At 51.2% G+C, this 22753-nt stretch carries 22 protein-coding genes, 1 pseudogene and 1 other annotated feature (1 of these 24 cut by a window edge); of the genes and pseudogenes, 1 reads left to right on the forward strand and 22 read right to left on the reverse strand.

The features are described 5' to 3' along the window. Positions 1 to 2 precede the first annotated feature (2 nt). The 9 genes and pseudogenes from rpsC to EDM54_RS27370 form a co-directional block, all read right to left on the reverse strand. Positions 3 to 665, reverse strand: a complete 663-nt coding sequence (gene rpsC, locus EDM54_RS11005) for a 30S ribosomal protein S3 (RefSeq protein ID WP_003391972.1) — start codon at positions 663 to 665, stop codon at positions 3 to 5. 13 nt (positions 666 to 678) lie between these two features. After that, the gene (gene rplV / locus EDM54_RS11010) at positions 679 to 1011 is read right to left on the reverse strand and encodes a 50S ribosomal protein L22 (RefSeq protein ID WP_003391974.1); all 333 of its coding nucleotides are present in this window, start codon (positions 1009 to 1011) and stop codon (positions 679 to 681) included. A 29-nt stretch (positions 1012 to 1040) separates the two neighbouring features. After that, complete coding sequence (rpsS, locus tag EDM54_RS11015; RefSeq protein ID WP_003391977.1) at positions 1041 to 1322, reverse strand: 30S ribosomal protein S19; 282 nt, start codon at positions 1320 to 1322, stop codon at positions 1041 to 1043. A gap of 49 nt (positions 1323 to 1371) precedes the next feature. After that, positions 1372 to 2202: a 50S ribosomal protein L2 gene (gene rplB / locus EDM54_RS11020; RefSeq protein ID WP_003391979.1), complete on the reverse strand. Its 831-nt coding sequence runs from the start codon at positions 2200 to 2202 to the stop codon at positions 1372 to 1374. A gap of 33 nt (positions 2203 to 2235) precedes the next feature. After that, complete coding sequence (rplW, locus tag EDM54_RS11025) at positions 2236 to 2526, reverse strand: 50S ribosomal protein L23 (protein ID WP_003391980.1); 291 nt, start codon at positions 2524 to 2526, stop codon at positions 2236 to 2238. Then, positions 2526 to 3149, reverse strand: a complete 624-nt coding sequence (gene rplD, locus EDM54_RS11030) for a 50S ribosomal protein L4 (protein WP_003391982.1) — start codon at positions 3147 to 3149, stop codon at positions 2526 to 2528. Before rplD ends, rplW begins: the two co-directional genes overlap by 1 nt. 21 nt (positions 3150 to 3170) lie before the next feature. After that, the gene (gene rplC / locus EDM54_RS11035; RefSeq protein ID WP_003391984.1) at positions 3171 to 3800 is read right to left on the reverse strand and encodes a 50S ribosomal protein L3; all 630 of its coding nucleotides are present in this window, start codon (positions 3798 to 3800) and stop codon (positions 3171 to 3173) included. 146 nt (positions 3801 to 3946) lie between these two features. Further along, complete coding sequence (gene rpsJ / locus EDM54_RS11040) at positions 3947 to 4255, reverse strand: 30S ribosomal protein S10 (RefSeq protein ID WP_003333796.1); 309 nt, start codon at positions 4253 to 4255, stop codon at positions 3947 to 3949. A 216-nt stretch (positions 4256 to 4471) separates the two neighbouring features. Continuing rightward, positions 4472 to 4564 (reverse strand): annotated as a pseudogene (locus EDM54_RS27370) (hypothetical protein); the annotation flags it as partial. A gap of 105 nt (positions 4565 to 4669) precedes the next feature. Between EDM54_RS27370 and EDM54_RS11050 the strand changes: the two are divergent. Beyond that, positions 4670 to 5065, forward strand: coding sequence for a globin domain-containing protein (locus EDM54_RS11050; RefSeq protein ID WP_003391986.1), 396 nt, complete (start codon positions 4670 to 4672; stop codon positions 5063 to 5065). 9 nt (positions 5066 to 5074) lie between these two features. On the opposite strand, the gene EDM54_RS11055 is transcribed toward EDM54_RS11050, so the two are convergent. The 13 genes from EDM54_RS11055 to rplJ all read right to left on the reverse strand — a co-directional run bounded on the left by EDM54_RS11055 (position 5075) and on the right by rplJ (position 22598). After that, complete coding sequence (locus EDM54_RS11055) at positions 5075 to 6001, reverse strand: DMT family transporter (RefSeq protein WP_122958191.1); 927 nt, start codon at positions 5999 to 6001, stop codon at positions 5075 to 5077. A gap of 136 nt (positions 6002 to 6137) precedes the next feature. Beyond that, the gene (locus EDM54_RS11060) at positions 6138 to 6998 is read right to left on the reverse strand and encodes an RNA polymerase sigma-70 factor (RefSeq protein WP_003391989.1); all 861 of its coding nucleotides are present in this window, start codon (positions 6996 to 6998) and stop codon (positions 6138 to 6140) included. A 12-nt stretch (positions 6999 to 7010) separates the two neighbouring features. Beyond that, on the reverse strand, positions 7011 to 8297 hold the full coding sequence (locus tag EDM54_RS11065; protein ID WP_003391990.1) for a phytoene desaturase family protein: 1287 nt from the start codon (positions 8295 to 8297) through the stop codon (positions 7011 to 7013). 138 nt (positions 8298 to 8435) lie between these two features. Further along, positions 8436 to 9626, reverse strand: coding sequence for an elongation factor Tu (gene tuf, locus EDM54_RS11070; RefSeq protein ID WP_003391992.1), 1191 nt, complete (start codon positions 9624 to 9626; stop codon positions 8436 to 8438). Positions 9627 to 9745: 119 nt separating this feature from the next. Further along, positions 9746 to 11824, reverse strand: a complete 2079-nt coding sequence (gene fusA, locus EDM54_RS11075; RefSeq protein ID WP_003391995.1) for an elongation factor G — start codon at positions 11822 to 11824, stop codon at positions 9746 to 9748. A 69-nt stretch (positions 11825 to 11893) separates the two neighbouring features. Next, positions 11894 to 12364 (reverse strand): 30S ribosomal protein S7, encoded by a 471-nt coding sequence (rpsG, locus tag EDM54_RS11080; RefSeq protein ID WP_003391996.1) that lies wholly within the window; start codon positions 12362 to 12364, stop codon positions 11894 to 11896. 52 nt (positions 12365 to 12416) lie between these two features. Continuing rightward, positions 12417 to 12851, reverse strand: coding sequence for a 30S ribosomal protein S12 (gene rpsL, locus EDM54_RS11085; RefSeq protein ID WP_003391998.1), 435 nt, complete (start codon positions 12849 to 12851; stop codon positions 12417 to 12419). Positions 12852 to 12973: 122 nt separating this feature from the next. Further along, a complete protein-coding gene (locus EDM54_RS11090) occupies positions 12974 to 13228 on the reverse strand; it encodes a 50S ribosomal protein L7ae-like protein (protein ID WP_003391999.1) in 255 nt (84 codons plus the stop codon). Between the two features lie 182 nt (positions 13229 to 13410). Further along, on the reverse strand, positions 13411 to 17037 hold the full coding sequence (rpoC, locus tag EDM54_RS11095) for a DNA-directed RNA polymerase subunit beta' (RefSeq protein WP_003392000.1): 3627 nt from the start codon (positions 17035 to 17037) through the stop codon (positions 13411 to 13413). 29 nt (positions 17038 to 17066) lie between these two features. Beyond that, positions 17067 to 20606, reverse strand: coding sequence for a DNA-directed RNA polymerase subunit beta (gene rpoB / locus EDM54_RS11100; protein ID WP_003392002.1), 3540 nt, complete (start codon positions 20604 to 20606; stop codon positions 17067 to 17069). 337 nt (positions 20607 to 20943) lie between these two features. Continuing rightward, the gene (locus tag EDM54_RS11105) at positions 20944 to 21540 is read right to left on the reverse strand and encodes a class I SAM-dependent methyltransferase (RefSeq protein WP_003392004.1); all 597 of its coding nucleotides are present in this window, start codon (positions 21538 to 21540) and stop codon (positions 20944 to 20946) included. Between the two features lie 98 nt (positions 21541 to 21638). Continuing rightward, the gene (gene rplL, locus EDM54_RS11110; RefSeq protein ID WP_003392006.1) at positions 21639 to 22001 is read right to left on the reverse strand and encodes a 50S ribosomal protein L7/L12; all 363 of its coding nucleotides are present in this window, start codon (positions 21999 to 22001) and stop codon (positions 21639 to 21641) included. A gap of 81 nt (positions 22002 to 22082) precedes the next feature. Next, positions 22083 to 22598, reverse strand: coding sequence for a 50S ribosomal protein L10 (rplJ, locus tag EDM54_RS11115; protein WP_003392008.1), 516 nt, complete (start codon positions 22596 to 22598; stop codon positions 22083 to 22085). 22 nt (positions 22599 to 22620) lie between these two features. Beyond that, positions 22621 to 22753, reverse strand: a sequence feature (ribosomal protein L10 leader region) (it continues 31 nt past the right edge of the window).

Here is a 22753-nt window from a genome sequence, read left to right on the forward strand (position 1 = left end):
GTTTATTTGCCTCCTTCCTCAGTCGCTACGTTCTTCTTCGTAGGAAGGACTTCTCCACGGTAGATCCACACTTTTACGCCGATGCGGCCATAAGTGGTGTGTGCTTCGGCTGTACCATAGTCGATGTCAGCACGGAGCGTATGAAGCGGAACAGTACCTTCGCTGTAACCTTCGGAACGTGCAATGTCAGCTCCGCCAAGACGACCGCTGACCAGAGTTTTGATTCCTTTTGCACCTGCGCGCAGCGAACGAGTAATCGATTGCTTTTGAGCACGGCGGAAAGAAATACGGTTTTCCAGTTGACGAGCGATATTTTCAGCTACCAAAGTAGCATCCAAATCAGGCTTCTTCACTTCGTTGATGTTGATGTGTACGCGCTTGCCAGTCAGTTCGGTCAAGGATTTGCGCAGAACTTCTACTTCCGAGCCACCTTTACCAATTACCATACCAGGCTTAGCGGTGTGAATCGTAACGTTTACGCGGTTCGCTGCACGTTCGATTTCAATGGTAGAAACAGCAGCATCTTTCAGACGCCCTTTTACAAATTTGCGGATTCTCAGGTCTTCGTGCAACAGAGCTGCGAAGTCCTTGTCAGCGTACCATTTGGACTCCCAGTCGCGGATAATGCCGATACGAAGACCAACCGGGCTTACCTTTTGACCCACACGTAATCCCTCCTTATTTCTCGTTTAGTACCACTGTGATGTGGCTGGTGCGCTTATGGATGCGGCTTGCGCGACCCATAGCACGCGGGCGGAAACGCTTCAGTGTTGGACCTTGGTCCACGAAGATTTTTCCAACAACGAGTCCGTTCGGATCCATTTCATAGTTGTGTTCAGCGTTAGCGATCGCCGATTTCAGAAGTTTCTCCACTACCGGAGAAGCCGCTTTCGGCGTGTGTTTCAGGATCGCCAGCGCCTCACCCACTTGCTTGCCTCGAATCAAGTCAACCACCAGGCGAACTTTGCGAGGGGCAATGCGAATATAGCGAGCAACTGCTTTAGCTTCCATCTTTGTACCTCCTCTCTGTCAAGAGAAAATTAGCGCTTCTTGGATTTCTTGTCGTTATCGACGTGACCCTTGAAGGTACGAGTTGGTGCAAATTCACCCAGTTTGTGACCTACCATATCTTCTGTAACGTATACCGGTACATGTTTGCGGCCGTCATATACAGCAAACGTGTGTCCTACGAAATCAGGGAAGATTGTGGAGCGACGAGACCAGGTTTTCACCACGCGTTTTTCGTTCTTTTCGTTCAGTTCAACTACTTTTTTCATCAGGTGATCATCTACGAAAGGACCCTTTTTCAAACTGCGACCCATGTGTGAACCTCCCTTCGCCAAAGGCGTTCGGTTATTGTCTCACCCTGCCTTACTTCTTGCGACGGCGGATGATATATTGATCGGATTTGTTTTTCTTCTTGCGGGTTTTGAGACCGAGAGTCGGTTTACCCCAAGGAGTAACTGGTGCTTTACGTCCGATCGGAGCGCGACCTTCACCACCACCGTGTGGGTGATCGTTCGGGTTCATTACGCTACCACGTACAGTTGGACGAATACCCAACCAACGGGAACGACCAGCTTTACCAATGTTCAACAGCTCGTGGTCGATGTTGCCTACTTGACCGATGGTAGCGCGGCAAACGTTATGGATGCGGCGAGTTTCACCGGAGGACAGGCGCACGATTACGAAATCGCCATCGCGACCGAGCAATTGAGCGGAAGTACCTGCTGCACGAACCAATTGTCCGCCTTTGCCAGGTTTCAGCTCGATGTTGTGAATGGTAGTACCAACTGGAATGTTAGCCAGTGGCAGTGCATTACCGGTTTTGATGTCAGCATCTGCGCCGGAAATGATTTCATCGCCAACTTTCAGGCCGTGTGGAGCGATAATGTAACGCTTTTCCCCGTCCATGTAGTTGATCAGAGCGATGTTTGCGGAACGGTTTGGATCGTACTCGATAGTAGCTACGCGACCTACGATGCCATCTTTGTTCCGTTTGAAGTCGATGATACGATATTTGCGTTTATGACCGCCACCTTGATGACGAACGGTGATTTTCCCGTGGTTGTTGCGTCCAGCTTTCTTGCTCAGAGGCGCCAACAGGGATTTTTCGGGAGTCGAAGTTGTGATCTCCTCGAAAGTAGAAACCGTCATTTGGCGACGACCAGGAGAAGTCGGTTTAAACTTTTTGATACCCATTTAAAATTCCCTCCTTTTCGGTAGTCGTCGGGGTTATACGCCTTCGTAGAAAGCCAGCTCTTTGCTGTCTTCTGTCAGCTTAACGATCGCTTTTTTCCACTCAGAGGTGTAACCGGAGTATTTGCCGTAGCGTTTTGGCTTCGCAGGAACACGGGAAGTGTTTACTGCTTCTACTTTTACGCCGAATACTTTTTCAACGGCTTGCTTGATCTCGGTTTTGTTGGCTTTGAGCGGCACTTCAAAAACGTACTTCTTCTCAGCCATCATGTCAGTGGTGCGCTCCGTAATGATAGGGCGCTTGATGATGTCGTGAAGGCTCTTCATTAGGCGAGCACCTCCTCTACTTTCGCAACCGCATCTTTCGTTACGATTACTTTATCGTGCGCAACCAGGTCCAGAACGTTAATGCCAGCTGCATCTACGAATTTAGCGCCTGGGATATTGCGGGAAGAGAGCGCTACGTTTTGATCGAACTCGGAGGTTACGATCAGCACTTTGCGATCTACTTTCAGGTTGTTCAGTACAACAGCCATTTCTTTGGTTTTTGGAGCAGAGAAGTTCAGTGCATCCAATACCAACAGTTCGTTGTTTTGTACTTTTGTCGACAGCGCGGATTTCAGCGCCAGACGACGAACTTTACGGTTCAGTTTGTATCCGTATTTGCGTGGAGTCGGACCGAATACTACGCCGCCACCCTTCCATTGCGGAGCGCGAATGGAACCTTGACGAGCACGACCGGTACCTTTTTGACGCCACGGCTTGCGGCCGCCGCCACGAACCTCAGAACGGTTCTTTACATCATGCGTGCCTTGGCGTTGGGACGCTTGCTGCATAACGATAGCATCGAAAAGAACAGCGTTGTTAGGCTCGATACCGAAAACACTGTCTGCCAGTTCGATTTCGCCTACTTGTGAACCAGCTTGATTGTAAAGAGCTACTTTTGGCATGTCAGTTCCTCCTTTCCTTAACTAGTTCTTCTTGACTGCCGTAGATACTAGAACGTAGCTGTTTTTCGGGCCAGGCACGGAGCCTTTCACCAAAATCAGATTGCGATCAGCATCAACTTTGATTACTTCCAGGTTTTGAATGGTTACGTTGTCGCCACCCATTTGACCTGGCAGGGTTTGGCCTTTGAATACACGGCCTGGATCGATAGCCCCGAGAGAACCAGGACCACGATGGTAACGGGAACCGTGAGCCATCGGACCGCGGCTTTGGTTGTGACGTTTAATCGCACCTTGGAAACCTTTACCTTTGGTTACGCCGGCAACGTCTACAAACTCTCCTGCGGCAAAAATATCAGCTTTCAATTCTTGACCTACCTCGTAATCTGCGAGGTTTACTCCGCGAATTTCGCGAATGAAGCGCTTAGGTGCAGTGTTAGCTTTCGCTGCGTGTCCTTTTTCCGGCTTGTTAGCTCGATGTTCCTTTTTGTCTTCGAAACCGATCTGGATAGCTTCGTATCCATCGTTCTCTTGATCCTTCTTTTGCAGTACTACGTTAGGACCTGCTTCGATGACGGTAACAGCGATTGCCGATCCGTTCGGACCAAAAACTTGGGTCATGCCAAGCTTTCTGCCTAAGATTCCTTTGGTCATTTGTGCCACCTCCTGTGCTTATATCCACTTACCATACTGTTGTATCAAGGTCCCTGCCGATGCGCAGGGGCGCCGTTTACGGGGTTTGAAGACTTGATAGATCGCGCTTATCAAGACAACGCCTACGCGTGTATCGTACTCGAACCTTACAGTTTAATCTCGATGTCCACACCGGACGGCAGATCCAAACGCATCAGCGCGTCAACCGTTTGTGGGGTCGGATTCAAAATGTCGATCAAGCGTTTGTGAGTGCGCATCTCGAATTGTTCACGAGAATCTTTGTACTTGTGAACAGCACGCAAAATCGTGTAAACTGCTTTCTCCGTCGGAAGCGGAATTGGACCCGATACATTGGCACCGGAACGCTTGGCAGTCTCCACAATTTTCTCAGCAGACTGATCGAGGATTTTGTGATCGTACGCCTTTAAACGAATACGAATCTTTTGTTTTGCCATTTTAGTCCCTCCTTTTTCGCCCATTTTTTGAAACGGACATTTCTCCGTGGAAATATCCTGCACCCCGGTCATGGCAAAGGGGCCGGGTGTGTCAGCAACCTCCCACATCATCGCAAGTCCATGACCAACATTCAATATTGTACTAAAATGAAATGGGCAACGCAAGTTTTTTCTTGGTTTTCCACACATTTTTCGTACACAGCGGCCTTTTTTGGCTCACTTTGTCCATCTTACTGATTTATCCGGCCAAAGGCAAGCGGGATTCACTTCCAAACTCATTTTTTCTCTCTCAGTCTCGCTTGTTTTTTTGTTATCTGCCCGCGCAAAAACAGAACCTTCTCTTCCCGGCTATATATATAAGAAGAAACACGGTATACTGGTAACGTACTCTCGCAAAGAAGGAGGATACCGGCAGTGTCCGACAAGCTTGTCACACCTTATGAACAAATTGGCGGGGCCGAGACTCTCACCCGTTTGGTAGATACGTTTTACGATCTCGTAGCGAAGCATCCCGATCTCGCTCCGCTCTTTCCGGACGATTTTACCGAAGTGAAGGAGAGACAGTATCAGTTCCTCACTCAATTTCTAGGCGGGCCCACCCTCTACAGCGACAAGCATGGCCATCCCATGCTCCGCGCCCGCCACATGCGGTTTCCGATCGGCACTACGCAAGCAGCCGCATGGCTTTCTTGCATGAGCGAGGCTATGGATCGCATCGGTCTAAAAGGCGAGCTCAGAGATCAGTTCTTTGAGCGCTTGCGCCTGACCGCCTACCATATGGTCAACCAGTGGGAAACAGATAAAGCGTAGGGAGCTCCCCTACGCTTTTGTCATGACATCCGTTTTTGGCTTGATCCCTCTTGCCGAAATCTGCCGCGACCCCAAATAAACGCCAGCGACTATCATCACCAGAGCGAGCAAATGCAAAAGCTGCAATCGCTCCCCGAGAAACAAAGCGGCAAAAAACAGGCTGGCGAGCGGCATTCCATTTAAAAATACAGCCGTCCGGCTTGCCCCCAACTGGCGAATGCCGTAATTCCAGCCCATCGAACCTACAGCCGTCGAGAGTCCGCCTGACACAAAAATGACGAGCCATTGGAACGGTGTTACTTCCAGTGATACATAGTAGGATAATGGCTGTTCAACCAGAGCCGCCCCCCATAAAAAGAGGAACCCGAACATCTGCGAAGCGGCTGTAATCAACAAAACGGGAACGCCCCGGGTCGTCAGCTTCCGAATCAATAGTCCGCCCGTGACATACATCAGCATCGAGGAGAACATAATCAAGTCTCCCCAGCCGTTCATTTCGATCGAACCATGCTGGGACAAAACGACAATCAAAACACCGCTGAATCCAACCCCGATCCCGAGCCCCTTCCGCCAGGACATTCCTTCGCCCAGAAGAAGCATGGCAAGCAGAGCTGTTGCCAACGGATTGAGTCCCAAAATCAGAGATGCGTTTCCTGCAGTCGTAAATCGCACTCCCAAAGCGAGTGTCAACTGGTGCAGCGCTATCGAACTGGCGCCTACTCCCACGATGAGCAGCCAGTCAGTCCCTTTCAATCTCAACTGGTGCCGATACATCCATAAAATCGGGCTCAAACAAAGGCCTGCTACAGTCATCCTGATCGCTGCCACGTAGAGCGGCGGAAACATGGTAAGGTACTTTACCATTACGACATTCAGGCCCCACAGTGTGACCACACCGGCAAGCATCAGATACAACCATCGTTCATTGTTTTGCATGACTGGCCCTTCTTCCCTTTCTACATTACAAATCGCATTCTGTAGCACAGGAATGGCCGTCACATAATTTCCTTTTTTTGATCGCCGTCATTTGCAAATTTGATAAGGACCACCGGCGCGCACTAACCTTGAGTCATCAAACGTTTTTGAGTTTATCCGGATTCCGGATGATATACACGGCCGCGATTTTTCCGTCTACCAGCTTGATTGTATTTATACCGTAAACCTCATTTCCCTCATAGGCGATGATGCCAGCCTCGCCATTTACGTTTGCGATTTCCACACGATAATCTGTAGATTGCTTTCGGGTGACTCCCAGCAAGAACGCGACAACTCTCTCGCTCGACAAAATAGGCCTGAGAGCGGCCTTTACCTTTCCGCCGCCATCGGAGTAGAGGACCACATCCGGAGACAGCAGCTCCAGCAATGTGGCCGAATCCTCCGTATGAATCGCCTGTAAAAACGACTCCAGCAGCATCCTCTGCTGCTCGTAATCAATCCTTTTGTCTGGCAGCTCTTTGGAGAGCTTTTGTTTTACCCGACTGAAAATCTTGCGGCAGTTCACCGTCTCCTTGCCCGTTATCTCGGCAATCTCGTCATATTCAAAATCGAGGACCTCCCGCAAAATAAAGATGGCTCTTTCTACAGGCGAGAGACTTTCCATCAAGGCCAGCATCGCAATCGACAGTTGGTCTTGCCGGATCACCTGCTCCATTGGACCAAGCTGTTCATCCCGAAAAACAACGGGTTCGGGCAGCCAAGGTCCTACGTATACTTCCCTCTTTTTCCGAGCAGACCTCAAAAAGTCAATGCAGCGATTTGTCAAAGTCTTGCAAAGCCACGCTTTGATGTTTTCGACATTCTTTTTTTGAAATCTTTCAAGCGACAAAAACGTATCTTGAACAATATCCTCTGCATCCGCTACTGTTCCGAGCATGCGGTAGGCAATCGAAAAAAGCAGCGGCTTGTATGTTACGTAGAGCTGCTGTGTATCCATCATGGCTCATCCTCACTTGCCTTCCATCTTCAAAATGTCTTGCACAGCCTCATACGCGCTAGCCAATGCCGCATCCGCCAACAGCCCCTCGCGTGCAAACCAGTCGCCAACTGCGTAAAGACCGGGAATTTCCTTGATAGCCGGACTTTCTTTGGACAGCATGGCGGCTCGCTCCGGTGTCACCAGACTGTGGGAAACCGTCATCGCTGGCAAATAGCGCTTTTTCAAAACCTCGTTTTGCCAGCCTGGCTGCAGCCTGTCGAGAAAGGCTTCCAACAGCTCGCGATCCTGGTCGGAATCAGGGATTTCCGAAGCACGATGATATTTGAATGTGTGTATCACCTGGTAGTCCGGATGATTCGTAAAGACTGCTGCGGCTGAATGATTCGAAAAATACAGGGGCTGCTCCAGATCCAGGGCAAAGGAAATGTCCGGATTCGGCAGCCTCTTGACGATAACGTCCAGGGCGGCGCCTTTTACCGGTATGAGCGTGTATTTCCACCTGGCCAACACCGTCTTCTCTGCATGTTTCACCATACGATAGGTAGCCGCTGGGCCCGCCGAAGATATGACGTATTTCGCAGATAGAAATCTCGTTTCTGTCAGGCCGACTTTTATCGCTGGCGTTTCTCCTTCGATCGTTGCCACATGCTGCCTCAGCCGAATCGTAACACCCGCCTTCAATGCCTGTTCCCTCAAATCATTAATGAGGCTTTGCCAACCGTAGTGGAGATACGCTACACCACCTACTGCGGATAGTCGAAGCTGCCGAAGAAGTACTCCTGCACTCGCTCGCTCGGGATCATCGCAGTAGCTGGACAAGCGAACCAGCGTATAAAGCAGTTGTCTCACACGTTCATCGGCTATGTTTAGATTAGCCCATTCGTAGAGTGTCATTTGACAAACTGATTCCAAATCCTGCCTCGTCAAGCGAAACAACAGACTGAGAAATTCCTTCTTTTGTTTCCAGGTAAAAACATTGGTTTTCAGCAGTGAGAGCGGTGTCATTGGCAGCTCATATTCATGTTCCCGCTCTGTTAGCGTGCCACCTAAAGCCAACGTGCCCCCTTTTGGAACGATTCCCAGTTGGCCCAGCACCTTCATTCCTATCCCTTTTTGGCATAAGGCATGAGGTCCCCGGTTTACAAAACACCCTTCATAAACATCAGAGGAAGCACGGCCGCCAAGCCGTTCTGATTGTTCCACCAGCATAACCGTTTTACCCGCCCCTGCCAAACAGACAGCCGACGCCAATCCGGATAGTCCGCCGCCGATTACACACACATCAACATGCTCCACTTGGCGTCTCCCCTTTTCGGGTTCTGTTCTACTCACAAGACGATTAGGGACTGGTTGTTGTGACAGGCAGCAGCAATTTGCCGCATGAAAAATAAAAAACCCGACAGCTTTATGCTGTCGGGTTTGCTTTTTTGGCAATTACTCAGTGATGGAGGAAACTACGCCTGCACCAACTGTACGGCCACCTTCGCGGATAGCGAAGCGAGTACCTTGTTCCATCGCTACTGGAGCGATCAGTTCAACGGTGAACTCAGTGTTGTCGCCAGGCATGATCATTTCAACGCCTTCTGGCAGTTGGATGATACCTGTAACGTCAGTTGTACGGAAGTAGAATTGTGGGCGGTAGTTGGAGAAGAAAGGAGTGTGACGGCCGCCCTCTTCTTTGGACAGAACGTAAACTTCTGCTTTGAACTTGGTGTAAGGTTTAACGGATGCTGGCTTCGCCAGTACTTGACCGCGCTCGATGTCTTTGCGCTCAACACCACGGAGCAGAGCACCGATGTTGTCACCAGCTTCTGCTTGATCCAGCAGTTTGCGGAACATCTCAACACCAGTTACAGTAGTAGTTTTTGTTTCTTCAGCCAGACCAACGATTTCTACTTGGTCACCAACTTTAATTACACCGCGCTCTACACGACCGGTAGCAACAGTACCACGGCCAGTAATGGTGAATACGTCCTCAACTGGCATCAGGAATGGTTTATCAGTTGCACGCTCAGGAGTTGGGATGTAAGTGTCAACAGCTTCCATGAGCTCGAGAATTTTCTTAGCCCAATCGCCGGATGGGTTGTCAAGAGCTTCTTTTGCAGAACCTTTGATTACTGGGATATCGTCGCCTGGGAACTCATATTGAGACAGCAGGTCGCGGATTTCCATTTCAACCAATTCCAAGAGCTCTTCATCGTCTACCATGTCGCATTTGTTCATGAATACTACGATGTAAGGTACGCCTACTTGGCGGGACAGCAGGATGTGCTCACGAGTTTGTGGCATTGGGCCATCTGCAGCAGATACTACCAGGATAGCGCCGTCCATTTGAGCAGCACCGGTAATCATGTTTTTCACGTAGTCCGCGTGTCCAGGGCAGTCAACGTGTGCATAGTGACGGTTTGCAGTTTCGTACTCAACGTGAGCAGTGTTGATTGTGATACCGCGCTCTTTTTCTTCTGGAGCAGCGTCGATGCTGTCATAAGCCATTGCTTTCGCTTGACCTGCTTGAGCCAAAACAGTGGTGATAGCAGCAGTCAGAGTAGTTTTACCGTGGTCAACGTGACCGATGGTACCAATGTTTACGTGCGGTTTCGTCCGCTCAAATTTTTCTTTAGCCATGAGAGTGAGCCTCCTCATTAATAAGGGTTTTATTAGAGTAAAGAAAGGTTTACCCTATCAACGGTTACCCTATCATATTGTAAACCTTTCTCGTTTCAAGATAAAGTCAAGCGCGCCAATTATTCGCCTTTGGACTTCTTGACGATTTCATCAGCGATGAACTTCGGTACTTCTTCGTAATGGTCGAGTACCATTGCGTACGTACCGCGTCCTTGCGTACGGGAGCGCAGTACGGTGGAGTAACCAAACATCTCGGACAGTGGTACCATTGCACGGATCACTTGTGCGTTTGCACGAGCTTCCATACCTTCGATACGACCGCGGCGGGAGTTCAGGTCACCCATAACGTCGCCCATGTACTCTTCCGGAATTGTGACTTCTACCTTCATGATTGGCTCGAGAAGAGTAGCGCCACATTTCTTCGCAGCTTCTTTCAGTGCGAGGGAACCAGCCACTTTAAATGCCATCTCGGAGGAGTCGACATCGTGGTAGCTACCGTCAACCAGCGCTGCTTTGATATCTACCAGTGGGAAGCCGGCAAGAACACCATTTTTCATAGCTTCTTCGATACCAGCTTGTACCGCAGGGATGTATTCACGCGGTACTACACCACCGACGATTTTGTTTTCGAATTCGAAGCCTTTGCCCGGCTCCAGTGGAGAGAACTCCACCCAAACGTGACCGTATTGACCACGACCACCGGACTGCCGAACGAATTTACCTTCCACTTTGGCTGCATTGCGGAATGTCTCGCGGTAAGCAACCTGCGGAGCACCTACGTTCGCTTCAACTTTGAATTCACGCTTCATGCGGTCAACGATGATCTCCAAGTGAAGCTCACCCATACCGGAGATGATGGTTTGACCAGTCTCTTCGTCTGTGTGAGTTCTGAACGTTGGATCCTCTTCGGACAGCTTGGAAAGCGCAACACCCATTTTGTCTTGGTCGGCCTTGGATTTAGGCTCGATCGCAATGTGGATAACCGGCTCTGGGAAGGTCATGGACTCCAGAATTACTGGAGCTTTCTCATCACAGAGGGTATCACCAGTCGTAGTGTCTTTCAAACCTACAGCTGCTGCAATGTCACCGGAGTAAACCTGTTGGATTTCTTCGCGGTGGTTTGCGTGCATTTGCAGGATACGACCGACACGCTCGCGCTTGCCTTTGGTGGAGTTCAGTACGTAAGAACCGGAGCTCAGAACACCAGAGTATACGCGGAAGAATGTCAGACGACCTACGTACGGGTCAGCCATGATTTTGAACGCCAGAGCGGAGAACGGACCGTTGTCGTCAGCCGGACGTTCTACTTCATCCTCGGAGTCAGGGAGCGTACCTTTGATTGCTGGAATATCGATCGGAGATGGCAGGTATGCCACTACGTTGTCCAGCATTGGTTGAACACCCTTGTTACGGTAGGAAGATCCGCACATGACTGGCGTGATTTTGCACTCGATGGTACCTTTACGCAGAGCTGCGCGAATTTCATCGTTGGTCAGCTCTTCGCCTTCCAGGTACTTCATCATCAATTCTTCATCTTGTTCCGCAGCTGCTTCAACCAGTGCAAGACGGAGCTCTTCGCACTTGTCTTTGAGTTCAGCCGGGATTTCAACAGCATCGGAGGTTTTACCGAGGTCATCGGTATAGATGATTGCCTTCATTTCGATCAGGTCAACCATACCTTTGAACTGGTCTTCCGCACCGATTGGATATTGAACAGCTACCGGGTTTGCGCCCAGGCGGGTACGAATTTGCTCCAAGCACATATCGTAGTTTGCGCCGATAATATCCATTTTGTTGATGTAGCACATACGAGGTACGCCATACCGGTCAGCTTGGCGCCAAACGGTTTCGGTCTGAGGCTCAACGCCGCCTTTCGCGTCGAAAACGGTTACGGCACCGTCCAAAACGCGCAGGGAGCGCTCTACTTCAACAGTGAAGTCTACGTGTCCAGGCGTATCGATAATGTTGATTCGATGGCCTTTCCATTGAGCCGTGGTAGCAGCCGAGGTAATGGTAATACCGCGTTCTTGCTCTTGTTCCATCCAGTCCATGGTGGCCGCACCTTCGTGCGTTTCACCAATTTTGTGCACGCGACCGGTGTAGAACAGAATACGCTCAGTGGTGGTTGTCTTACCGGCATCAATGTGTGCCATGATACCGATGTTCCGCGTATTCGCTAAAGAGAACTCGCGAGCCATTGGGTATGCTCCTTCCATACTCGAATGTAAGAATATGCGGGTATCGAAACCGAACACCCGCTCTTATTACTACCAGCGATAGTGTGCAAACGCTTTGTTTGCTTCAGCCATCTTGTGCGTGTCTTCACGCTTTTTCACTGCTGCACCTGTGTTGTTCGCAGCGTCCATGATCTCGTTTGCCAGACGTTGTTCCATGGTTTTCTCACCGCGAGTGCGGGAGTAGTTAACCAACCAACGCAGGCCGAGAGTGGTACGGCGCTCAGGTTTTACCTCGATCGGTACTTGGTAGTTGGCACCACCAACACGACGAGCTTTTACCTCCAGTACAGGCATTACGTTTTTCAGTGCTTCTTCAAACACTTCCATAGGGTTGCGACCAGTACGCTCCTGAATAATGTTGAATGCATTGTACAGGATGTTCTGCGCAACACCGCGTTTGCCATCCAGCATCAAGCGGTTGATCAGACGAGTGACCAACTTGCTGTTGTAAATCGGATCAGGCAGTACGTCACGACGGGTTACAGGACCTTTCCGTGGCATCGTATTCCCTCCTTCTGTATAGATTTAAGATTACGCCATCATAGCTAGGCGATTATTTTTTTGCTGCTGCTTGGCCCGGCTTCGGACGCTTCGTACCATATTTGGAACGACCTTGTTTGCGGTTGTTCACACCAGCAGTGTCAAGCGCACCGCGAACGATGTGATAACGAACCCCTGGCAAGTCTTTTACACGGCCGCCGCGAACCAGCACGACGCTGTGCTCTTGCAGGTTGTGGCCGATACCACCGATGTAAGCAGTAACCTCAATACCGTTAGTCAAACGCACACGAGCGTATTTACGCAACGCGGAGTTTGGTTTTTTCGGAGTCATGGTACCCACACGAGTGCAGACACCGCGTTTTTGAGGAGAGCTTTGGTTGGTTTGAGCCTTTTTGAAGCTGTTGTACCCCTTTTGCAGAGCTGGGGACTTCGACTTCACAACCTTGTCCTTGCGACCTTTGCGCACCAATTGGTTCATTGTAGGCATGGATGTTACCTCCCTTCTTATTACCCAATCTCAAGACCACAGATCCAGGTGAGTCATCTTTGGTCAAATAGAAAGTCTTTGCCACACAACCAACGCGAAGTTGGCCGGAAACAAAAACATCGTTAACCACTTTTCTTTATCGCGGCAGTTGCCGCTCCCACTTCTATCCCACACGCTTTGCCTAATCGGCGCATGGAATCGACGCGGATGACTGGTACACCCTTCTCTTTGCAAAGAAGCTCGACTTTTTGGGTCAATCGTCTATCAGCATCAACTGCAATGTAAACCGCTTCAACCTGATTGTGCTCCACGGCTTTCATCGTCTGTTTGACGCCAATGGTGAGCTCCTTGGCCCGCTCTACTTTTTCATAAGACATGTAGAATCATATCCTCCAAAGTACAGATGTCAGGCACACTTGAATATAATATCAGCTGGGCCCGTCAATGTCAACGCCCGATGCTATTATTTTTCTATTATTTATTTAGTAAAGGGAAGTGCCCATCACGAGGACGGGCACTTCCTGCTTTGTTGCGTCTATTGCGCCGACCTGCTTTGGCGCTACTCTACCGACACAGCTTCGCGCTGCTCGTTGTTCTCGCTAGCTTGCGCTTCGTAGTCTGCACGGCTTGCTACCTTGATATTGCGATAGCGGGACATACCGGTACCGGCTGGAACCAGTTTTCCGATGATGACGTTCTCCTTCAGGCCGAGGAGGCGGTCCACCTTGCCTTTGATCGCCGCATCGGTCAGGACACGTGTTGTTTCCTGGAAGGATGCTGCCGACAGGAAGGAGTCTGTTTCCAGAGAAGCCTTGGTGATCCCCAAGAGGACTGGACGACCGACAGCAGGGCTCTTTCCTTCCATAAAGGCTTTGGCGTTTGCCTGCTCAAACTCATGCACTTCGACATAGGAGCCTGGCAAGAGATCGGTTTCGCCGCTGTCGATGACTCTCAGCTTGCGAAGCATCTGACGGATCATGACCTCGACGTGCTTGTCGTTAATTTCTACCCCTTGCATCCGGTACACTTTTTGTACCTCTTGCAGGATGTAGTTGGATACGCCGCGTTGGCCGCGTACCTTGAGCATTTCTTTCGGGTCAACGGAACCCTCTGTCAGCTCGTCACCGGCACTGAGCTTGGTGCCTACGGCTACCTTGATGCGGGAACCGTACGGTACGGCGTACACTTTGTTTTCCGCCTCGCCGCGAACCTCGATCTCACGACGGTCTTTGCCTTCGCGGATATCGATGACTTCACCGTCGATCTCGGAAATAACTGCTTGCCCTTTCGGATTGCGCGCCTCAAACAGCTCTTGAATACGCGGCAAACCTTGGGTAATATCGTCTCCCGCAACCCCCCCGGTATGGAAGGTACGCATCGTCAGCTGGGTTCCCGGCTCACCGATGGATTGAGCGGCGATGATTCCGACTGCTTCGCCGATTTCCACCTCGTCGCCGGTAGCCAGGTTGCGACCGTAGCAGCGCTTGCAGACGCCATGGCTTGTGCGGCAAGCAAGCACGTTGCGGATATAAACCTCGGTAATGCCAGCTTTTTCGATGACCTCGGCAATTTCCTCTGTAATCTCCTCGTTGCGGCCGATGATGACTTCGCCGGTCTCCGGATGGCGCACAGTCTCAAAGCATGTGCGGCCAATCAGGCGATCGGAAAGCTTCTCGATTTCTTCCTTGCCGTCCTTGATCGCTGTGACGCGAATGCCCTTGTCGGTTCCGCAATCGATCTCGCGGACGATCACGTCTTGCGCAACGTCAACCAGACGGCGGGTCAGGTAACCCGAGTCAGCGGTACGCAGAGCGGTATCGGCAAGACCTTTACGCGCACCGTGCGTGGAGATAAAGTACTCCAATACGGTCAGGCCTTCCCGGAAGTTCGATTTGATCGGCAGCTCGATGATTCGACCGGACGGGTTTGCCATCAGACCGCGCATACCAGCCAGCTGTGTGATCTGCGACACGTTACCGCGGGCACCGGAGTTCGCCATCATGAAGATCGCATTGAACTTATCCATGGACTTCATCAGCACTTCGGTTACCTCGTCCTTCGCCTTCGACCAGATGGAGATAACCCTGTCGTATCGCTCATCCTCGGTAATCAGACCGCGGCGGTATTGCGCCATAACGGTTTGTACCTTTTGATCAGCTTCTTCGAGGATTTCCTTTTTCTTTTCAGGCACGACGATGTCGGCAACAGCGATCGTAATACCGGCTTTCGTAGAGTACGTGAAGCCGAGTTCCTTGATTTTGTCCAGAATCTTCGAGGTTTCCATTGTGCCAAAACGGCGGAAGCACTCGGAGATGATGGTTCCCAAGAAACCTTTTTTCACAGCTCCCTGGTCAGGCAGCTTGGCGATAAACTCTTTTACGTTTACGCCTTTATCAAAAATGAAGAAGTCGTTTGGTACGCCCTTTTGCAGGTTCGCTTTCGTCGGAACGTTGATAAACGGCAGCTCCGGCGGGAAGATTTCGTTGAAGATCAGTTTCCCTACCGTCGTCACGAACAGAGCGTTGCGCTGTTCTTCCGTAAAGCTGGTTTTGTTCAATTCCTTCGCCGGCAGAGCAATGCGCGTATGGAGGCTGATAAAGCCGTTTTGGTATGCGGCAATCGCATCGTGAGAGTCACGGTATACCGTACCCTCGCCAATGTCCCCTTCACGCTCCAGCGTCAGATAGTAGGAACCGAGAACCATGTCCTGAGAAGGCGTTACAACCGGTTTTCCATCTTTCGGGTTCAAGATGTTCTGTGCTGCCAGCATGAGGATACGGGCTTCTGCCTGTGCCTCAGCGGACAGGGGAACGTGAACCGCCATCTGGTCACCGTCAAAGTCGGCGTTGTATGCCGTACAAACGAGCGGATGCAAACGAATCGCACGGCCTTCAACCAGTACAGGTTCGAATGCCTGAATACCAAGTCTGTGCAGCGTGGGGGCGCGGTTCAAAAGCACCGGGTGCTCGCGGATGACATCTTCCAGTACATCCCACACCTCAGGCTGAACGCGCTCTACCTTGCGCTTTGCGCTCTTGATATTGTGAGCGAGGCCTTTTGCCACCAGCTCTTTCATTACAAATGGCTTGAACAGCTCCAGCGCCATTTCTTTCGGCAGACCGCACTGATACATCTTCAGGTTTGGTCCAACCACGATAACGGAACGGCCGGAGTAGTCAACACGCTTACCGAGCAGGTTTTGACGGAAGCGTCCTTGTTTCCCTTTCAGCATATGGCTGAGGGATTTCAGCGGACGGTTACCCGGACCTGTCACCGGACGGCCGCGGCGACCGTTGTCGATCAGCGCGTCTACTGCTTCCTGCAGCATGCGTTTCTCGTTTTGCACGATAATGTCCGGTGCGCCGAGTTCCAACAGGCGTTTCAGACGGTTGTTGCGGTTGATTACGCGGCGGTACAGATCGTTCAGGTCGGAGGTGGCAAAGCGTCCCCCATCCAACTGAACCATCGGACGCAGCTCTGGCGGAATGACCGGCAGTACATCCAGAACCATCCAGTCAGGACGGTTGCCGGAATTGCGGAATGCCTCCAGTACTTCCAGACGCTTGATCGCACGGTTGCGGCGTTGGCCTTGTGCCGTTTTCAGATCTTCCTTCAGCGTCTCTACTTCTTTTTCCAGATCGATTTCCTGGAGAAGGCGTTTGATCGCCTCTGCTCCCATCATCGCCTGGAAGGAATGTCCGTATTTTTCACGGTAATTGCGGTATTCCTTTTCGGACAACAGCTGCTTTTTATCGAGCGGCGTATCGCCCGCATCGGTTACCACGTAAGATGCAAAGTAGATGACTTCCTCGAGCGAACGCGGGGACATGTCAAGAACAAGGCCCATGCGGCTCGGGATTCCTTTGAAGTACCAGATGTGAGAGACTGGGGCAGCCAGCTCGATGTGCCCCATCCGCTCACGGCGTACTTTGGCGCGGGTCACTTCCACGCCGCATCGATCGCACACGACACCTTTGTAGCGAACGCGCTTGTATTTTCCGCAATGGCACTCCCAGTCCTTGGTCGGACCGAAAATACGCTCGCAGAACAAACCGTCCTTTTCCGGTTTCAACGTACGATAGTTGATCGTTTCCGGCTTTTTCACTTCCCCGAAAGACCAGGAGCGGATCTTGTCCGGGGAAGCCAGGCCGATCTTCATATATTCGAAGTTGTTCACGTCTATCACAGGGCGTTACCTCCCTTTGTACCGGAATCTTACTCTTCGTCCAAGCTTCCGCCTTCAAGTACGAGATTCAGCTTTTCACCGCTGCCCTCGTCCTCTTCTTCCATTTCACGCATTTCAATTTCCTGCTCGTCTTCGGACAGGATTTTCACGTCCATACCCAAGCTTTGCAGTTCCTTGATGAGAACCTTGAAGGACTCAGGAACACCTGGCTCCGGTACGTTTTCCCCTTTGACGATCGCTTCGTAGGTCTTCACCCGACCAACGACGTCGTCCGACTTGACAGTAAGAATTTCTTGCAGCGTATAGGCGGCACCATAAGCCTCGAGTGCCCAAACCTCCATCTCCCCGAAGCGCTGTCCGCCAAACTGAGCTTTACCGCCCAGAGGCTGCTGCGTAACGAGCGAGTATGGACCAGTGGAACGAGCGTGGATCTTGTCGTCCACCAAGTGAGCCAGCTTCAGCATGTACACGCAACCTACCGTTACACGGCGGTCAAACGGTTCACCTGTGCGGCCATCGTACAAAATCGTTTTTCCGTCGCGGTCGAGGCCGGCTTCTTCCAGCGTCTCGAACACATCTTCCTGACGAGCTCCGTCAAATACCGGTGTCGCTACGTGGATGCCGAGCATTTTCGCCGCCATGCCAAGGTGCGTTTCCAGTACCTGACCGATGTTCATCCGGGACGGAACCCCGAGTGGGTTCAGAACGATTTCCACAGGAGAGCCATCCGGCAAGAACGGCATATCCTCCTCTGGCATGATCCGGGCAATAACCCCTTTGTTACCATGTCGACCGGCCATTTTGTCACCCACGGAAATTTTCCGTTTTTGGGCGATGTAGACGCGGACGAGTTGGTTGACACCCGGCGGCAGCTCGTCGCCGTTCTCGCGGGTAAACACTTTCACGTCGACAACGATACCGGAACCGCCATGCGGTACGCGCAAGGATGTGTCGCGAACCTCGCGTGCCTTTTCACCAAAGATGGCATGGAGCAAACGCTCTTCCGCCGTCAGCTCGGTAACCCCTTTCGGCGTTACTTTACCGACGAGGATGTCGCCGTCCTGAATTTCCGCACCGACGCGAACGATACCGCGCTCGTCAAGATTTTTCAGAGCGTCTTCGCCGACGTTCGGAATATCACGGGTGATTTCTTCCGGACCGAGCTTGGTGTCACGGGCTTCGGACTCGTACTCTTCAATATGGATAGACGTATACACGTCATCTTTTACAAGCTTTTCGCTGAGGAGAATGGCGTCCTCGTAGTTGTACCCTTCCCAGGTCATGAACGCAACGATAACGTTGCGGCCCAGTGCCAATTCGCCCTTTTCTGTGGACGGACCGTCACCGATGATGTCGCCTTTTTCAATCCAGTCGCCTTTTCTGACGATCGGGCGCTGGTTGATGCAGGTACCCTGGTTGGAACGGATAAACTTGTGCAATTTATATTTGTCGATATCGCCGGCTACTTTCTTGCCGTCGATCTCTTTATAGCGGCGTACCCAAATTTCGCGGGCTGTCACGCGCTCTACCTGACCCGGATGCTTGGCAACGATCGCCACGCCGGAGTCTTGCGCTGCTTTATGCTCCATACCGGTACCGACAAACGGCGCTTGCGGAATGAGCAATGGAACAGCCTGCCGCTGCATGTTGGAACCCATCAGCGCGCGGTTGGCGTCGTCGTTTTCCAGGAACGGAATCAAAGCGGTCGCAACCGAAACGACTTGCTTCGGAGATACGTCCATATAGTCAACCTTGTCGCGCGGGACACTCAAGATGTCGCCCTTGCGTCGGCAAATAACCATGTCGTTGATGAAGCGGCCCATTTCGTCCAAAGGCTGGTTGGCCTGAGCGACGTTGAACACGTCTTCTTCATCCGCCGTCAGATAGGCGATTTCATCCAGAACGTAACCGGTCTCCGGGTCTACCTTGCGACGCGGCGTTTCAATGAATCCATAGTCATTGATCCGGGCAAAGGAAGACAGCGAGTTGATCAAACCGATGTTCGGACCCTCCGGCGTCTCAATCGGACACATACGGCCGTAGTGAGAGTGGTGAACGTCACGCACTTCAAAGCCCGCGCGCTCACGAGTCAAACCACCGGGACCGAGTGCAGACAGACGGCGTTTGTGCGTCAGCTCTGCAAGCGGGTTGGTCTGATCCATAAACTGCGACAACTGGGAGCTTCCGAAGAACTCCTTGATCGCTGCGATGACCGGACGGATGTTGATCAGCGCTTGCGGCGTGATCTGGTTTTGATCCTGAATGGACATCCGCTCGCGAACTACGCGCTCCATACGGGAAAGACCGATGCGGAACTGGTTCTGCAACAGCTCACCAACGGAACGCAGACGACGGTTGCCCAAATGGTCGATGTCATCGGTAGAACCGACTCCATGAAGCAGGTTCATGAAATAGTTGATCGCCGCAACGATATCAGCAGGCGTGATGTGCTTAACGGTCTTATCGACGTTTCCATTGCCGATGACCTTGATCACTTTGCCGTCGTCAAGCGGAGAGAAGATGTTGATGGATTGCAGACGGATCATATCCTCTTCGAGAACACCGCCGTGCGTCCGTACATCTACGAACCCTACGCTCTCTTCCAGCATCGGCAAAATCCGGTCAAGAATCCGGCGGTCAATCATTTGACCTGCTTCTGCGATAATTTCACCTGTGCTCGTATCTACCAACGTCTCAGCCAGACGCTGATTGTAGAGACGGTTTTTCAGGTGAAGCTTCTTGTTCATTTTATAGCGACCAACGGATGCCAGGTCGTAGCGCTTCGGATCGAAGAAACGGGAAATGAGCAAGCTCTTCGCGTTCTCGACTGTCGGCGGCTCACCCGGACGCAGACGCTCATAGATTTCAATCAGCGCCTTTTCCGTAGAGTCGGTATTGTCTTTCTCCAGCGTATTTTTGATATACTCGTCCTCACCCAGCAGGTTGAGAATCTCGATGTCGGAACCAAAGCCGAGAGCGCGCAAAAGCACCGTTACCGGGATCTTCCGGGTACGGTCGATACGGACGTAAATGACATCCTTCGCGTCCGTCTCCAACTCCAACCACGCGCCACGGTTTGGAATAACGGTAGCGGTAAATGTTTGCTTGCCGTTTTTGTCCACTTTGGTGTTGTAATATACACTGGGGGAACGAACAAGCTGGCTGACAATGACACGCTCAGCCCCGTTAATAATGAAGGTTCCCGTTTCGGTCATGAGCGGGAAGTCCCCCATGAAGACTTCTTGTTCCTTCACTTCGCCCGTCTCTTTGTTAAGCAAGCGGACCTTCACGCGCAGAGGCGCTGCATAGGTGACGTCACGTTCTTTCGACTCGTCCACGTCATACTTGGGCTCACCCAGGCTGTAATCGATAAATTCCAGCACAAGGTTACCCGTAAAGTCCTGGATCGGAGAAATGTCCTGAAACATTTCACGCAAGCCTTCATCCAGGAACCACTGGTAAGACTTTTGCTGAATCTCGATCAGATTTGGAAGGCCCAGCACTTCGTTAATACGCGAATACGTACGACGCTGGCGGTGTCGGCCACTTTGAATCACTTTACCTGCCAACTTATTCACCCCTCAGGTTGTGTTTTCACACATAGAAAACTGGGCATCCGGCAAGCTTTTCAGCAGACGAATGCCTTGGTGCGAGCAAAAATAAAAATGGGTTAAAGCAGCGTTACCATTTTTAACCCAAAGGAAATCTATTTTATAAGAATTCCCATCTTTTTACACCGTCATTCCTCCTTTGATAAAAAAGCAGGAAAGCCGTTTTGATAATGAGAACTGCTAAAAAAATAGACATTAATCCCATATTGACATTTTATAATGCTAACATATTGAAATATGCACGTCAAGGGACTATTTTTTATTTCTTGCCTGCCGTGCGCAGATGTGCGTTCTGCTACTTCCTCGCTCTAAAAATGGAATACCCTTTTTTCTTGTCTACCTCTTCGACTTCGCGGTAGACTTCCTGCAGCTTTCGCAAAGCGGAAGGCGCCCCTTGTTTCTTCTGAATCACTACCCACATCTCGCCGCCTTCGGCAAGCAGCTCGTACCCTTCCGTAAAAATGCGATGGACGATCTCCTTGCCGGCCCGAATCGGCGGATTGGTTACAATGACGTCAAACACCCGCCCCTGAACAGCGCTGTACACATCACTGACAAGGATCTCCACATTCGTGATCCCGTTCAATTGAGCATTTCGACGGGCCAGTTCAACTGCACGCTCGTTGACATCGAGCATCGTAACCTGCCCCTTGTTGGCCAGCTTGGCTGCAGTTAGCCCCATCGGCCCGTACCCGCAGCCAACATCCAGCACGCGGGCATGCTCATCGAACTCCATCGTCTCGATTAGCAGCTGACTGCCAAAATCAACCCGATCCCGGGAGAATACACCCGCATCCGTAATAAAACGAAGCTCATGCCCCCGCAGTGTGAACGTAAACTGCTGCTCGTCATGCTTGGCTCCCGGGCGGCTCGTGTAGTAGTGATCTGCCACGTATGGTCCACCTTTCCTCTTCGATAGGCTTGGTTCCTTCTTACAGAAAATCCCCCTGCCGCAGGCAAGGGGATATATTCCACTTTCAGGAAGCTAACTTACTTCACTTCTACAGTTGCGCCAGCTTCTTCGAGTTTTGCTTTGAGGGATTCTGCTTCTTCTTTGGAAACGCCCTCTTTGAGTGTTTTTGGAGCGTTGTCTACCAGGTCTTTTGCTTCTTTCAGACCCAGGCCAGTCAGCTCGCGAACAACTTTGATAACGTTGATTTTGGAAGCGCCGCCGCTTACCAGGTTTACAGTGAATTCAGTTTGCTCAGCAGCAGCTTCAGCTCCGCCACCAGCAACTACAGCTACAGGAGCAGCAGCAGTTACGCCGAATTCTTCTTCAATTGCTTTTACCAGATCGTTCAGTTCGAGAACGGACATACCTTTGATCGCTTCCAAGATTTGCTCTTTGCTCATCTTATTGTCCTCCCATTCATGGATAAGTGTATTGGTTCGGTTGCTCACACAACCAGTTGGGTTTGTAACCCGTTCAGGCGATTACGCGCCTTGGCCTTCTTTTTGCTCGGAAACGGCTTTGACTGCCAGTGCGAAGTTGCGCACAGGAGCTTGCAGCACGCTGAGAAGCATGGACAGGAGACCTTCGCGGGAAGGCAGTGCTGCCAGCGCTTTGATTTCATCAGCGCCCACTACTTTTCCTTCGATTACGCCACCCTTGATTTCCAGCTTTTCGTTTTTCTTCGCAAATTCAGCGATGATTTTCGCAGGAGCGATTACATCTTCAGTGGAGAACGCGATTGCGTTTGGACCGGTGAGGTACTGATCCAGTTCAGTCAGGTTCTCTTTCGCTGTAGCGAGTCGAGTCAGTGTGTTTTTCAGAACTACGAATTCGATACCTGCTTCACGCAGTTGTCTACGCAGCTCAGTTACTTGCGCTACAGTCAGACCGCGGTAATCAGCGACTACTGTTGTTTGGCTATTGCGCAGTTTTGTAGCGATTTCATTTACCGCTTGTACTTTCTCTTCACGAATAACGGTTGGACGAATTTCTGCCAATGGTTACACCTCCCGTGCTCTATCCTGGAAAAAAGAATGCCCTCGTAGCATCTACGAGGGCATAATGTATATCGTCAAAGGAAATCTAGCATTTCCTCTATCCGCTTCATTACACGCCTCGGAGGGATATTAAGCAGGGCTTTTGGGCTCTGCAC

It is taken from the genome of Brevibacillus borstelensis, from assembly GCF_003710865.1.
Taxonomy (GTDB): Bacteria; Bacillota; Bacilli; order Brevibacillales; family Brevibacillaceae; genus Brevibacillus; species Brevibacillus borstelensis.

Excerpts from the sequence above, each read along its gene's own strand:
- EDM54_RS11060 (WP_003391989.1), bottom strand. The coding sequence starts at position 6,998 with ATGGATACACAGCAGCTCTACGTAACATACAAGCCGCTGCTTTTTTCG.
- rplC (WP_003391984.1), bottom strand. The coding sequence starts at position 3,800 with ATGACCAAAGGAATCTTAGGCAGAAAGCTTGGCATGACCCAAGTTTTT.
- tuf (WP_003391992.1), bottom strand. The coding sequence starts at position 9,626 with ATGGCTAAAGAAAAATTTGAGCGGACGAAACCGCACGTAAACATTGGT.
- fusA (WP_003391995.1), bottom strand. The coding sequence starts at position 11,824 with ATGGCTCGCGAGTTCTCTTTAGCGAATACGCGGAACATCGGTATCATG.
- rplW (WP_003391980.1), bottom strand. The coding sequence starts at position 2,526 with ATGAAGAGCCTTCACGACATCATCAAGCGCCCTATCATTACGGAGCGC.
- rpsG (WP_003391996.1), bottom strand. The coding sequence starts at position 12,364 with ATGCCACGGAAAGGTCCTGTAACCCGTCGTGACGTACTGCCTGATCCG.
- rpsS (WP_003391977.1), bottom strand. The coding sequence starts at position 1,322 with ATGGGTCGCAGTTTGAAAAAGGGTCCTTTCGTAGATGATCACCTGATG.
- rplV (WP_003391974.1), bottom strand. The coding sequence starts at position 1,011 with ATGGAAGCTAAAGCAGTTGCTCGCTATATTCGCATTGCCCCTCGCAAA.
- rplL (WP_003392006.1), bottom strand. The coding sequence starts at position 22,001 with ATGAGCAAAGAGCAAATCTTGGAAGCGATCAAAGGTATGTCCGTTCTC.
- rpsJ (WP_003333796.1), bottom strand. The coding sequence starts at position 4,255 with ATGGCAAAACAAAAGATTCGTATTCGTTTAAAGGCGTACGATCACAAA.
- rplB (WP_003391979.1), bottom strand. The coding sequence starts at position 2,202 with ATGGGTATCAAAAAGTTTAAACCGACTTCTCCTGGTCGTCGCCAAATG.
- rplD (WP_003391982.1), bottom strand. The coding sequence starts at position 3,149 with ATGCCAAAAGTAGCTCTTTACAATCAAGCTGGTTCACAAGTAGGCGAA.
- EDM54_RS11055 (WP_122958191.1), bottom strand. The coding sequence starts at position 6,001 with ATGCAAAACAATGAACGATGGTTGTATCTGATGCTTGCCGGTGTGGTC.
- rpsL (WP_003391998.1), bottom strand. The coding sequence starts at position 12,851 with ATGCCTACAATGAACCAATTGGTGCGCAAAGGTCGCAAGGACAAGGTT.
- EDM54_RS11090 (WP_003391999.1), bottom strand. The coding sequence starts at position 13,228 with ATGTCTTATGAAAAAGTAGAGCGGGCCAAGGAGCTCACCATTGGCGTC.